This window comes from Acidicapsa borealis (genome assembly GCF_059115245.1).
Genome location: NZ_JCACNY010000001.1, coordinates 1,245,064 through 1,257,919, shown reverse-complemented (window position 1 = coordinate 1,257,919; position 12,856 = coordinate 1,245,064). Strand labels below are relative to the sequence as shown.

Sequence of the window (12,856 nt, the reverse complement as noted above, 5' to 3'; positions counted from 1 at the left end):
CGCAGTGTCGCCAGCACCCACAATCGCAAAACATATGAGAGCAAGACTAAAACAACAGAGTCTTTGCAACACACGTTTAAGGAAGATACTGGAATTTTTCAATCACAACCTCCGCTCCCTTCTGGAGAGGCACTTTGGCGTGTTCGAATTCGCAGAAATCTATGTTGGCCAGTTCATTGCCGGGCGTAGGAATGGCGGTAGTGAACGTCCTGATAGACGCTCTCTGTCGTTCTAGGCTTGCGCTTCCCACTCTTGATGTCCCGAAGGTAGCAGCACCCGCTTCCCAACGTAGGGAATAATTCACAGTACCTGGAGGAGGCTGGAATTTCACCTTATTCTCTGGGAACCAGGAAGGCTGAATTACGTAATCCCCAGACTTGTTTTTTGGATCTCCCCACTGGCTAAGTTCAATATCCATCTCCCGATGGTGCTGCTCTCCATTATGTTCATCAAATGTGAACAGGCTAAGCACCGCGGCTGGTTCCAAGTGAGAGAGATCTTGGACGGAGAAGGTGTAAGTGCCGTATCCCAAACTACGGTCAAGTGCAACCGACGCACACATCCATTTGTCTGACTTGCGAGTGATGCGAAGGTGGAGAAATCCATTGGAATCAGTCCAGACATTAGAAGGTTCGTAGTAAAGCATCGAGCCAAAACGCTCGCGCGCAACATGACGAATACTCCATTCGTATCCGCTAAACTTCAATGTCTGAATGATCGGGGGCACCAGTTTTCCGCCGCTTACACTCGCTACCGCCAGAACTGACCCACCTGGCTTCGGAAGGGCAGGGACCGTCGAAAGAGGAAGATACGTAGAGTCCACAAGCAATGCCGCATATTCGCTCCCGAGATGAGTGGCACTTTTCCAGCTGGAATCTTGCTCAATCTTTGTAAAAGGTTCGACATCCAAAGGCTGTACCCACCACACGTTACTGGCCTTCGCAAAGAGGACAATCCTCAGGCCGGGATGGCCGCCAGTTACCTTTCCCTCAATCATGTCGAGTTTGTCTGGTCCTCCCTCCCTTGCCGGTGGTATGCGGGTAAATTGAATGGTGGGTCGATCTGGATGGTGTCGCCAACCGCATCCAGGCAGTAGACAACATACAACTACGAACACCCTCCGCCAATTACCGAACCTCTTCATAGATCCTCTGGCAGGTAAGCGATCTGCCAACTCGCCCACCAAGGTGGGCCCGGGGAAACAGACTCATTCTATTCGCCGTCCTAAGGTCACGCAACGCTGAAATCCATCTGTCTTGAATGCCTGCGCACCGCGCTAGCGGCGCTTTGAGCGGTCCACTCGACCGCCGTGCCTGAGCAATCCGCACGAACTCCTGCGCATGTCGCATATGTTCGCATCACTTCTTGGCAGATGCCTGTTTACACGAGGAAATCACATACGACTCCAGATTTCACATGAAATGAAGGCAAATAATGGAAAGACATGATGGGCAACGCTAGAAGTCACGACTACCATCTCGGTCAAGAGGTCTTGGAATAGAAATGGCGAGACAGATGTTCAGGATGATCGAAGTCTGCGCCGTAGTCTTGCTCGGAATCTCTGCCTTCTTTCTCATCATCGGGGTGTTTGGTCTTCGTTTGGCAGTCGCAGGAGTTCTTGCCTTCGTCCTCTGCGCCATACTCACCGCCAGAATGGCCCCCGAAAGCAAGGCTTGAGATGAGGCTGGACGCTCCAACCCTCGCGCGGATCCAGTTTGCTTTTACGGTGAGCTTCCACATTATTTTTCCGACAATTTCTATTGGACTGGCGTCATTTCTGGCCGTGATCGAAGGACTTTGGATCACGACTAAAGATGAAGTTTATCTGCAGATCTATCGCTTCTGGCTCAATATCTTCGCTATGGCCTTTGGTGTCGGAGTCGTCACTGGACTTGTGCTTTCCTTCGAGTTCGGCCTTGGATTTTCCCGCTTCGCTCAGATAGCGGGCCCTGCAATCGGCCCCTTGATTGCCTACGAAGTGCTCACTTCCTTCTTTCTTGAAGCGGGCTTCCTGGGAATCATGCTCTTCGGCTTTCATCGCGTTGGACCAAAGCTTCACTTTCTGTCAACATGCCTCGTGGCTTCTGGAACTGTGATGTCTGCATCATGGATTCTGGCCGCCAATAGCTGGATGCAAACCCCCTCCGGGACCAGATTCAAGAATGGTCGTATCGAAGTTGTAGATTGGTTTCACGTCATCGTGAATCCATCCTGGAGCGTACGATTGCCACACATGATCAGTGCGGCTTATCTGACTGCCTCTTTCCTGGTCTCGGGAGTTGGCGCTTTCTATCTTTTACAGAGAAGGCATCTAGCCTTTGCAAAAAAAAGCGTGGCGCTCGGGACGACGTTTGCAACAGTCCTGATCGCTGGTCAGGTCTTCATTGGGGATATTCTTTATGGCACCATGCTCAAGCATCAACCATCCAAGATGCAGGCTGCCGAGGGATTCTGGGAGACCAATTCTCAATCACCTGCTCCCTACTACTGGATAATCGTGCCGGACCAGCAGCATCAGCGCAACCGCTTCGCCTTTGGAACCCCATACCTGGGAAGCATATGGCTAACCCACAGTCTCAATGGAACTGTACAAGGACTTAGAAACACTCCCCTGGATCAACAACCGATCATGGGCATGGTCTTCTACGGATTCAGGACCATGTATTGCACAGCAATGGTCATGTTTGGAGTTTGCATTTCATCTTTGTGGCTGAAATGGAGAGGTAGGTTGTTCACCTCTCAGTGGTTTCTGCGCATCCTCGCCTTGATGACCCCTTCCGGCCTTATTGCAACACTTGCCGGCTGGTACTTGGCAGAGACAGGCCGCCAGCCTTGGGTCATATTCGGTATTTTCAGAACATTAGATGCGATCTCACCAGTGCCTGCCCAGGCACTCCTGACTACGCTGATTGCCTTCGTTTGTATCTACTCGGTCTTCATCACAGCATTTCTGTTCTTTGCCATCAGGCTCATTCGACGCGGCCCCAAGGGTGAGACGAATGAAGCAAGTTCGTCTGGTTCCCTTAAGAATGCTCTACGCCCCGAAATATTGACCCGCGCACTCGACACATCGGCGACAGCAAGGAGGTGACCCAATGGACCTACCGCTTCTATCGGCTTGTTTCGCGGCGCTTGCCCTTACTTTATATGGATTGCTCGATGGCTTTGACCTGGGCGTGGGAACTCTGCTACTTCTTCAGCCTTCTGATTCCTCTAGAAACCACATGATCGACTCCATCGCGCCAACTTGGGATGGAAATGAGACATGGCTCGTGATGACCGGCATCACGCTTTTTACAGCGTTTCCTATTGCTTACGCAATTCTCATGCCCGCTTTCTATTTGCCAGTGATTATCATGCTGCTGGCGTTGGGAGTTCGAGGAGTTGCATTTGAGTTTCGCGTACAGATGAAAAACTATCGGCGTCACTGGGATCTCGCCTTCGGAATTGGCTCAGTGGTCGCAGCCTATATGCAAGGACTCATTCTCGGTGGCTTTTTGCAAGGCGTTGCAATCACCAACCAGCAGTTCTCTGGAAGCGTGCTCGATGTGTTCCGGCCGCTGCCACTTCTCAGTGGAGCAATCGTTGTGATCGGCTATTCGCTCTTGGGATCAGGATGGCTGTATCTAAAAGGAAATATTGGTATTCTTCATTTCGCCATCCGATCACTACGCATCGGCACCCCATCGTTCTTATTTCTTCTTTGCCTCGGGGCAGTTTACGCCGCTTCTATTCAACCCGGGTTGCTCGTAGCCTGGGGCGTTCACTCAGTCTTTCTATCTGGACTCGCAATGCTGATGATCGTATCTGGGGCTTACCTTTCTCTGTTCCCCAGGAGCGTCAACGCAATGGTTCCGCTTCTTCTTGGTTTCGCGCTCATCCTGTTCGGAATGACCGCCATTGCAGTGATTATTTTCCCGGATATCATCCCTTTCAGGTTGGCCCTTTGGGAAGCAGCCGCCGGATCGGCGAGTCAGCTATTTCTGTTGGTCGGGGCCATAGTCGTCACGCCGGTGATCCTGTCATACTCAGCCTTCGCCTATTGGGTCTTTCGCGGAAGAACACCGGAGAAGGGATGGGCGGAATGACCACCCGCATGCACCGATCTCTTTGGTTTTTCACGATATACGCTTTGTCGCTTGTCTCTTTTGCGCTGGTCATTTCCTTGATTCGAAAAATCTTTCAACTCATTTTCTGATCCGAGCGACAAGATCGAGGGGAAGAATACGCTCATCGATAGGCGGGCCTTGCCACAAGTTACGCCCAATCCATTGATCGTGTCTGTGCCTGTCGACGTATCGTGCACCTCAGCCGCGGATGAACCATAGCCTCCACAGACAATCGGACCACCCATCGTCAGTATGGCGAAAAATTCGCCTGACAACTCATAGCAGGCGGAAAGTCCCTTCCGTAAGAAAACAAAAGTGATACCCGAGCGGCGGTACCAGCAATCCCAGGCAGGCGCAGAACAGCCATGAATGTCGTGGAGCGGACCCATAGTTTCCTTGATGATGCACTGAGCAGCAAGCCGCAGCGATGACAAGACAAACCCTGTGGCGAACCACCCGCACCAGCACTGATAATGTTGAGCAGACCCGTAGCTCCAAAAGGAACCTCAATGCCGCACCACTCATCCCGCCTCCGGGCAGCATTAATCGCCATGCTCCTCTGTTGCATCCCGCCCTTGGTCACTTCAGCGCAGATGCAGATGCCAGCCTGCCACGCCATGCCCTCCGGACCGGAGATTATCGCTCCCGAAAAGCTGCCGCCACCACAAAGGCTTACCGGCATCGGCAACCTGCACTTCCTTATCAGTTCAAAGAATCCCGAGACGCAAGCCTGGTTCGATCAGGGCATCAACCTTGTCTACGACTTTTGGGACTACGAAGCCAATCGGGCATTCGAGCAGGCCATCCGTACCGATCCAAACTGCGCAATTTGCCACTGGGCTCTCGCGGACTCCCTCGGCATCCACAACTCGGAAGTCCAGGGTTACGCCCACGAAGAATTGGTGAAGGCGGTCTCCCTCCAGTCCCACGCCGACAAGCGCGAGAAGCTCTACATCGCAGCTTCACAGGGAGAGGCGAACGATTCCGCGCCCAAATCCAGCCGTGACCAAAAGTCCACCGCGATACTTCGCCAGATCGTCAAGAAATACCCCTGGGACATCAACGCCCGCCTCATGCTCTCCGAATCCGTCTCGGATGGCTATGACCGCGACACGGGTAAAGCCCGCCCCGGCACCGTCGAAAGCATGGCGATTCTACAAGGCATCCTCAAGGATAAGCCGGAAGATTCCGCCGCCAATCATCTCTGGATTCACGCTGTCGAAGCCAGCCCTCATCCCGAACAGGCCCTTCACTCCGCAGATATCCTCGGCCAGCTCACGCCAAACTCAGGTCACATGACCCACATGCCCGGCCACATCTTCTACCGCACCGGCAACTATGACCGCGCCCAGGTCGCCTTCGACCTGTCAACCTCTGTCGACGAAGCTTATATGCAAGCCCAGCACGTGGCCGCAGATGATGACTGGAACTACGTCCACAACCTGATGTACTCGATCGCCAACCTGCTCGAGTCAGGGCGCCTCGCCAAGGCTGCCGTAACATCAGCCAAGCTCACCGGAGCCCGCGGTACCCGCGCTGCCTCGCTGTACCCTTGGTCCACCCGCGACTCGATCACCCGTCTCAACCCGCTCCTGCCAATTGCACTGCGCACTGGCAACTGGCCACAGGTCGAATCTCTCTCCGCCTCCGCCACGCTCCAGCCGGAATTTCCCAACTTGCATATCCTCGCCAGTTCACTGACTGCTTTCTCCCGTGGCATGCAAAGTCTGGACAGGAAGGACATGACCTCAGCGCAAGCCCAATCCGCCGAGCTCGATGCCCAACTCTGGCGCCTCTCCCAAAAAGTCGATAACGAGGAATCGCTGGCAAAAGGCAAATTGGAAGCAACTCAAAAGACACCGGTCAACCAGAAGCAGCCCACCGATCAGGTCGACAGCGCTATGCTGAAGAATCTCGCCATCCTGTCACTCGAACTGCGCGGAGCCATCCTCATCCAGGACGGGAAGATTCCCGAAGCCGAATCGCTCTTTGCGCAGGCCCGCCGCGAAGAGTTTGAACTCGGCTATCACGAACCCCCCGCTTTCATTCGCCCAGTCGACGAGCAGGAAGCTGCCCTCTTGCTCGCCGCCGGCAGGATCGCAGAGTCAGAGAAAGCATGGAAGCAAGCCCTCGAAGACCGTCCCAACTCCGGCTTCCCTCTGTACGGCCTTGCCGAAGTCGCCGAACAATCCAACGATTCATCCAAGACGCAGAAAGCCTATACCGACTTTCTCGCAGCCTGGAAATCCGCCGACCAGTCCCTGCCAGAAATCCAGCATGCCCACCAATGGCTCTCTGTCCATGAGGCTCAAATCCCAGCCATGTGATCGATCCGGGTCCACCTTCAACACAGTCGTATCGCGTTGAAGGTGGCCTCTCTCTCGGGAAGCACGAACCGGCCAAATCCTCGGCTTCAGCGACAATAGAGAAAGCAATGGCTAACCCTACCAATCCCGATGCCCCGCAAAAGCGCCCACCAGCGCCAACCCCGGAGCCAGGAGAGTTTTACTACGACGGCCCTTATATCGTCTTTACCGCGGCCTATCACCTGCGCCGTGGCTGGTGCTGCGAGTCGGGCTGCCGCCATTGCCCGTATGGCTTCGTCAAGCCACAGGTAATCGGAAAGTAAACTTCTGTACTGCCCAACGCTACACCTGATTCACGCCACAAATCCTACAGGAATTGCAGCGCTGCGGGCATCTCGGCCATCGCCATTTACATCTCATTGCAGGAACCATGCTGTTCTGGTTTGCTCAGACATTTCACAAATACACAATCAAGGGCCAGGAGCAAAGAACTTCGGTCCTGAAGAAAGAAGGAGTAAGACTATGGGTGGTTTAATTTGGTGGATCATCGTTGGCCTCATCGCTGGATGGGCTACCGGTAAGATCATGAAGGGTTCGGGTTACGGCTTCATCGCCGACACTCTCCTCGGCATCGTAGGCGCAGTGATCGGCGGTTATATCGCAGGAGCCTTGGGGATTTCCCCGGCCGGCGGCCTCCTTTACACGATTCTCATCGCCATCGCAGGCGCCGTGATCATCGTTTTCCTCTTCCGGCTTCTCACCGGTCGACGAGCCTGACGCTTCCCGTCCCAAGCTTCAACAAGTAAGAGCCGCTGCTTCACCTCCAACAGTGAGGTGAAGCAGCGGCTCTTTTATTCGATTCTGATCCTTGTCAATTCGCAATAGAGAAGACAACCGTTTTATTGCGGTGTCGCGCTCACACCCGCGCCAGAACTTACCGCGACAGGAACTTCAGCCTCCCGCACGAGGACAGCAAATCGCGGAAATGCAAAGCTACCACCCGCATCATCGACCACATTTAATTGCCCGATATACGAACCCGGCTTTAACTTATCAAGCGGCACATCCAGTTCCACGGCCACCGCGTCCCGTCCAGGCACATTGATTGCCGTAGCCTGCACCACCGGCGTCTCAAACACTTTGGTTGAGCCCTGAATCAATTCCAGGCTGCTGACCAGGCTAATCGTCCCCTTAGCGATCTTCGGAGCATTCGCCAACGTGGCATCCGCCTTCACTCGTGTCGGGTTATAGACCTCGTAGAGCAGATACAAGTGCTGCCCCTGCCGGAACACATGGCTGATATTTGGCACATACTGTTGACCATCATGCACAAGAGGACTCGCCGCACCCTTCTCTTTCGGTGCATTCACCCGCATCGAAGCAAGCAATATCGAACTCAGCTTCAAGGGCGTCTTCTTCATGTCCGGCAGCATAATATCCGTCTCAAACGACCCCATGTGCCCAGTCTGATTTTCGCGAACGACAAACTTCAAGTGATACTTGCCCGCGGGTAGATTGAAGCTCGTCGAATACTGCACATTCTTCTGTCTCACCTGCTGGTCCGCGTTCACCGCCAACTTCACCGTCTCGCGAACATTCCCAATTGGCCGCTTCGCCTCGTCGATCACTTCGCCAATCACATCCAGCGTAGCCTTGTCCCGATCGCCACCCTTCACAAACGGTATCTGCGAACCCGGCACAATCAGGCTCACCGGCACATAGAATCGGTTCTCCTCCAGCCGGAAGTAATATGCGTCGAGATACATCGCCACATCGGTAGCCGGCAGATCGCTCGCTAGCTGCTCCTGTAAATCCCGCTCCCGATCCTCCTTGCCCGCATGCTGGAAGTCCGACGGGGCAAAATATCCAGGTCGAAACTCCAGCTTCACACCGGGCCGATTCACCTTCACCGTCAGCTTGCGAAACTTCCCATCACGCGCTGGATTGGAAGGGTGAAACCCAATCACGTAGTAAGCCGATGAATCGCTCTGCACCTTCGCAAACGCCGGCGCAAAATCATTCGAATCGAGGAACGCCTTACCCCCAGTATCCGCAGACAAAGTCGTCATCGTCTCTTGCGATGCGAAGTTGGCGTTGAAGTTATTCTGAATGGCCCCGCCATTGAACCCGCTCGAGCCACGTAAGCTCGCTGTCGAAGCATCTCCCAAGGGCGAGATCGCCTGTAATCCCCGTGTATCCAAGCTGTAAATCGCAAGGTTGGCCCGCACCGCTGCGTTGATCGCCGCTCGCAGCGAAGCCTGGTTCTCGATTCCGTCACGTGACAAGCCTCCCGAAAAATACAGCAGCGACTTTTTCTGATTGATCCGCTCCAGCGACTTCGAAATAGCTCTCAATGCATAGAGTTCGCGATCCGTATTGATGTCGTTATATTCGCTCTCATCCGGCGTATACCCGCTCGCATCCTCGACTTGATTCGAGTTAGCATTCGCCCCCTGCGCAAATGCAGACCCTTCGGTCCCGTTGTAAACACCAACCTTGCCAATCAGCAGATCCTTATCCGAAGTGAAATCCTGATCAACTTTCAACGCAGTATCCAACGAGACGAGTGCAACCAGATCGGCAGGCTGCAGCTTATGCGTGAGAAACTCCTTCGCCGCAGTGACGCTGCGATCAAGATCCTCGGGTTGCATAGATGTCAGGTCGAAGAAGAACACAATCAGCCGGTGATTGCGCAAATCCTCCGGCCTCACACCCGCATTCACACTGCCTCGCGCCACCGCCGCAAGCCCGCTGATCGTCGCCTCGTTCAGCGGCTTCGCCATGTCCACGCTTTCAAAATCGAAACTGGCAATTGACTGCGGCTTCCCATTCTCCAGAATCGTAAAATCGCTCTGCTTGAGTCCGCGCACTACCTCACCGGTCTTAGCATCGCGCACAACCACATTGGTCAGCACCAGGTCCGACTCAGCGCGCAAGGTAAAGCCGGCACCCTGCTCTTGCTGCGCATAAACCGGCGCAGGCAATGCCAGCGATAGCACCATCACCGCAATGACGATCACTCGTATTCCCGAGATGCCTCGACTCTTATCCATAACCACAACACCCACTAACTCGCTAATTCAGAACCGGAACCGCGCCAGAAAATTGAACTGCCGCATCGTAGCCGCTGAAGTCACCTCACCGGCAGTCCTCGAATCAAGATTCGTGTCCACACCCGAGTACTGGACCGTATTGAATACATTGTTGGCCGTAGCTCGCAGCTCCAGGTTGCGCGTATCTCCCAAACCCATCGTCTTCGACAACGACATCGCATTCGAAATCGTCCCCGGTCCGGTAATCGAATTGCGCGAAGCGTTCCCATACCCGCTGGCCGGCGTCGTGTACGCCGCAGTATTGAACCACTGATTCAGAGAATGTGCACCCGCCGTCACAGAAACTCCGGGCACACGATCCGGCCTCAGTGAGCCAGCAGTCCCGCGGGAAACATCCAGACTATCTGCTGCATAACTGGGAGTCAGTGGCGTCCCGGTAGCAAACGTGAACGTCCCTGAAACCGACCAGCCTTCAGCAATCCTCGCAGCAGTACCCGAAGTCAGAAACGCCCGGTCCTTGCCAAACGGCAGCTCGAATAGATAATCGCCAGAAACCTTGTGACGCTGATCGATACTCGAATTCCCCTCTTCCGCCAGCAGATCCTGCCAGTTCTGTGCCACAACCGTCGAAACCCCTCCCAGCGCGCCCGCATTATCAATCGAGTGTGAGTAAGTGTAGTTGGCGCCAAGGGACACTCCCTTCTGGAGCCTCTTCCTAAGCCGCAACGTAGCCGCATTGAAGTTTGAGAACGCAACCGCCTGCTCATAGTTGAAGAGCACCGGCGTCACCACAAACGGAGCCGTCTGATTGGCAGGTCGCGGGGCACTTGTAATATCCAGGTGCGTTCCCTTTGACCCGTTGTAACCGGCATTCAACACAATCCCCAACGGCAGCGTCTTCTGCACATCGATATTCCACACCTGCACATATGGCAATTTGTAGTGCGGGTCCAATGCATAGTTGGGAGGCTGTGCACCCTCGGCAACAGGGAAACCCTGTTCCAGCGTAATCGCCGTGTCCGTAGCCTCATTGGTCTGCACATTGGCAAACGGCGGCTGATGCGCCAGCGTAGTAGCAAAGCTCGCATACTGACCATTCGTGTAGTTGATGCCGTACCCAGCCCGAACTACAGTCGACTTAGGCAACCGCAGCGCAATGCCGAGCCGAGGAGCAATCGCAGTCCGATAGGGGAATACCAGCGAATTCGGCAAGCCCTTGCAGAAAGCATTGGTACATCCGGGCGTGATCTCTCCAACCTGGGTAAAATCCATGTTCGTCCCGATCTCGCCGAGATGATCATTCTTCTCCGAAAACGGTGAGAAGTATTCATAGCGAATGCCATAGCTAAGAGTCAGGTTCGAAAAAGCCCGGAAATCGTCCTGCGCAAACAAGTCGAATACATTCTCGCGAAGATAGCTCTTCGCAATCGTTGACTGAATTGAACTCTCCTGTGGCTGATCGCTCAACAAATTCTCCAACGCAGTAGCCGTGACATTACCAGTTGCATCCGTACTGTTCGTAAAGTAGAACGTCCCAGTCCCATTGGAACTGCTCAGCACATCCTGATGCACCCGCCGGAAATCTCCTCCGAACCGGTAGTTATGCTTGCCATGCCCCCAACTCAACGTTTCTGTCAGCGAAATCGTCTGCTGCAACCGGAAGCTCGGCTGTTGCTCGCTTAATCCCGTAAAACCACTCAGCACAAGATTCGGAACACCAAAGTTCAACGGGCTTGGGTTCAGCGGACCATCCGGCCCCAGCACCCCCAGCTCTGTAGCGATATCCGTCTGGTTGGTATAAAAATTTGTTGCCTCGCTGCGCGTCCGGTTCCATCCCAGCACGAGGTTGTTGTTCAGTCGGTGATAGCCGAGGGAGTAGCCAGCCTGCAGCGAATAATTGTCAGAGGCTGTCTTTCCACCAAGATTCGGAAAGATGTTCAAGTTATCCGAAGCCGAATGACTCCAGTTGTAGTTGGCATTCACGCTTTGTCGCAATCCCTGCAGCGCTGAGCCATTGCGGCGGCCACCACCTCCGCCACCACGCCCCCCGCCGGTCGGTAAGCTCGCATTCGAACCGATGGCGCGAATATACCGGGCCCCGGCCTGCGTAGAATTCGACTGCCCCGTCGAAGCAAAGTAGTAGTTATATCCCTGGCTCGTCTCTGCGAGATTTGGAGCAGGATACAAGGCCAGCAGCCTGCAGGCCGCCGTGGACTTGCTGGCGCATGTACCCTGCTGGGCATCCGTCAACACCGGGATGGTCGCGTACTGATTAAACGGCGTAGAAGTGCGCTGTCCCGACAGCGTGAGAAACAGCGTATCTTTCCCGCTCGGCTTCGTAAGCTTCGGCAGGTAAGGCTGCCCGATAAACGTAAGGCCAAATCGATTTGAACCATACGTAGGCTGATCCTGTTCCTGCCCCCGCAGCGCAAACGGCAGAGCGTTTATGGCCGAGTTGCTTCCCGTCCAGAACACAGCCCCATGCGGCTGGTCCGCACGGAAGCCACGAAAGTTCCCACGCCCTCCGCCAAATCCGCCAAATCCGCCGCCGCCCCCGATATCCGGTCCACCAAAGAATCCCCCGCCCCCACCCGGCCCACCCTGCGCCCGCATCGTCTCGATCGCATCCCGAATACGGTCGGGATCGATACCCGCAAGCGGACTCACCGATCCCGACTGCCCGGTGATCGCGACCGAGTCCCCGCTGAAATTCGAATTCGCCGCCGCACCCGGCAACGTAGTACCGCTGGCATTTGTGCCGCCCTCAGCAGCATCCGTACCCTGCCCCAGCGAACTCATCAAACTCAAACTCTGCACCCCAGCCCCGAGCTGCCGGATCGCCTGCGCAGTCTGTTGAGCCTGACCCGCTTCCTGTGCATCCTGTTTCGCCACCCGCGACGCCAGTTGCAGCTCAAAGTCCACTTTTACATCATGCGTAGTTGCATTGAGGCGTGCTTCCTGCGTCGTCGCTGCAAACGCCGTGAACTCCGTACGCAGCACATACCGACCATTCTGCGGGATCGTCATCGACCACGCGCCCGTAATATCGGTCGTAGTAGCGAACCGCTTGCCCGTCAGCGTGTTCGTTGCAGTCACCGTTACACCCGGCAAAGGGACGCCGCCTGATGCACTGCCCGGCCCAGCGGCAAATTTCACCACACCATGAAGACTCCCACCTGCTTGGGGCGCGGACAAAGCCGGTTCGGCTTTAGGCGCAGCTAGGGGAGCAGTTTGCTGCACGCTTTGAGGTAAAGCAGTCTGCTGACCAACGGCATGCACCGCGCACCCAGCCGCCATCGCCAACGCCAGCACCATTCGCCCGTACGCCGACGTCAGCCCCTTTTGCCTGGCGCACTCGACCGCCTTGTAAGAGCTATACGCCACTCGA

Annotated in this window: 9 protein-coding genes; 6 read left to right on the top strand and 3 right to left on the bottom strand. The window is 55.0% G+C overall.

Features of this window, described 5'->3' with window-relative positions:
* Nucleotides 1-76: 76 nt before the first annotated feature.
* The gene (locus AC5S27_RS05050) at nucleotides 77-997 is read right to left on the bottom strand and encodes a LamG domain-containing protein (protein WP_493933477.1); all 921 of its coding nucleotides are present in this window, start codon (nucleotides 995-997) and stop codon (nucleotides 77-79) included.
* A 506-nt stretch (nucleotides 998-1,503) separates the two neighbouring features.
* Between AC5S27_RS05050 and AC5S27_RS05045 the strand changes: the two genes are divergently transcribed.
* From AC5S27_RS05045 to AC5S27_RS05020, 6 genes are all read left to right on the top strand, one after another.
* The gene (locus AC5S27_RS05045) at nucleotides 1,504-1,677 is read left to right on the top strand and encodes a hypothetical protein (protein ID WP_493933476.1); all 174 of its coding nucleotides are present in this window, start codon (nucleotides 1,504-1,506) and stop codon (nucleotides 1,675-1,677) included.
* Between the two features lies 1 nt (nucleotide 1,678).
* A complete protein-coding gene (locus AC5S27_RS05040; protein ID WP_493933475.1) occupies nucleotides 1,679-3,091 on the top strand; it encodes a cytochrome ubiquinol oxidase subunit I in 1,413 nt (470 codons plus the stop codon).
* Nucleotides 3,092-3,095: 4 nt separating this feature from the next.
* A complete protein-coding gene (cydB, locus tag AC5S27_RS05035; RefSeq protein WP_493933474.1) occupies nucleotides 3,096-4,088 on the top strand; it encodes a cytochrome d ubiquinol oxidase subunit II in 993 nt (330 codons plus the stop codon).
* 530 nt (nucleotides 4,089-4,618) lie between these two features.
* Nucleotides 4,619-6,436, top strand: a complete 1,818-nt coding sequence (locus tag AC5S27_RS05030; RefSeq protein WP_493933473.1) for a tetratricopeptide repeat protein — start codon at nucleotides 4,619-4,621, stop codon at nucleotides 6,434-6,436.
* 107 nt (nucleotides 6,437-6,543) lie between these two features.
* The gene (locus tag AC5S27_RS05025; protein WP_493933472.1) at nucleotides 6,544-6,738 is read left to right on the top strand and encodes a C1orf53 family protein; all 195 of its coding nucleotides are present in this window, start codon (nucleotides 6,544-6,546) and stop codon (nucleotides 6,736-6,738) included.
* Between the two features lie 199 nt (nucleotides 6,739-6,937).
* Complete coding sequence (locus AC5S27_RS05020) at nucleotides 6,938-7,192, top strand: GlsB/YeaQ/YmgE family stress response membrane protein (protein ID WP_493933471.1); 255 nt, start codon at nucleotides 6,938-6,940, stop codon at nucleotides 7,190-7,192.
* Between the two features lie 122 nt (nucleotides 7,193-7,314).
* On the opposite strand, the gene AC5S27_RS05015 is transcribed toward AC5S27_RS05020, so the two are convergent.
* Entirely contained in the window at nucleotides 7,315-9,468 is a 2,154-nt protein-coding gene (locus AC5S27_RS05015) for a VWA domain-containing protein (protein ID WP_493933470.1), read from the bottom strand.
* A gap of 27 nt (nucleotides 9,469-9,495) precedes the next feature.
* Nucleotides 9,496-12,852, bottom strand: a complete 3,357-nt coding sequence (locus tag AC5S27_RS05010; protein WP_493933469.1) for a TonB-dependent receptor — start codon at nucleotides 12,850-12,852, stop codon at nucleotides 9,496-9,498.
* Nucleotides 12,853-12,856 lie beyond the last annotated feature (4 nt).

Coding starts and splice junctions, on each gene's coding strand:
- AC5S27_RS05050 (WP_493933477.1), bottom strand. CDS start 997: ATGATTGAGGGAAAGGTAACTGGCGGCCATCCCGGCCTGAGGATTGTC.
- AC5S27_RS05045 (WP_493933476.1), top strand. CDS start 1,504: ATGGCGAGACAGATGTTCAGGATGATCGAAGTCTGCGCCGTAGTCTTG.
- AC5S27_RS05040 (WP_493933475.1), top strand. CDS start 1,679: ATGAGGCTGGACGCTCCAACCCTCGCGCGGATCCAGTTTGCTTTTACG.
- cydB (WP_493933474.1), top strand. CDS start 3,096: ATGGACCTACCGCTTCTATCGGCTTGTTTCGCGGCGCTTGCCCTTACT.
- AC5S27_RS05030 (WP_493933473.1), top strand. CDS start 4,619: ATGCCGCACCACTCATCCCGCCTCCGGGCAGCATTAATCGCCATGCTC.
- AC5S27_RS05025 (WP_493933472.1), top strand. CDS start 6,544: ATGGCTAACCCTACCAATCCCGATGCCCCGCAAAAGCGCCCACCAGCG.
- AC5S27_RS05020 (WP_493933471.1), top strand. CDS start 6,938: ATGGGTGGTTTAATTTGGTGGATCATCGTTGGCCTCATCGCTGGATGG.
- AC5S27_RS05015 (WP_493933470.1), bottom strand. CDS start 9,468: ATGGATAAGAGTCGAGGCATCTCGGGAATACGAGTGATCGTCATTGCG.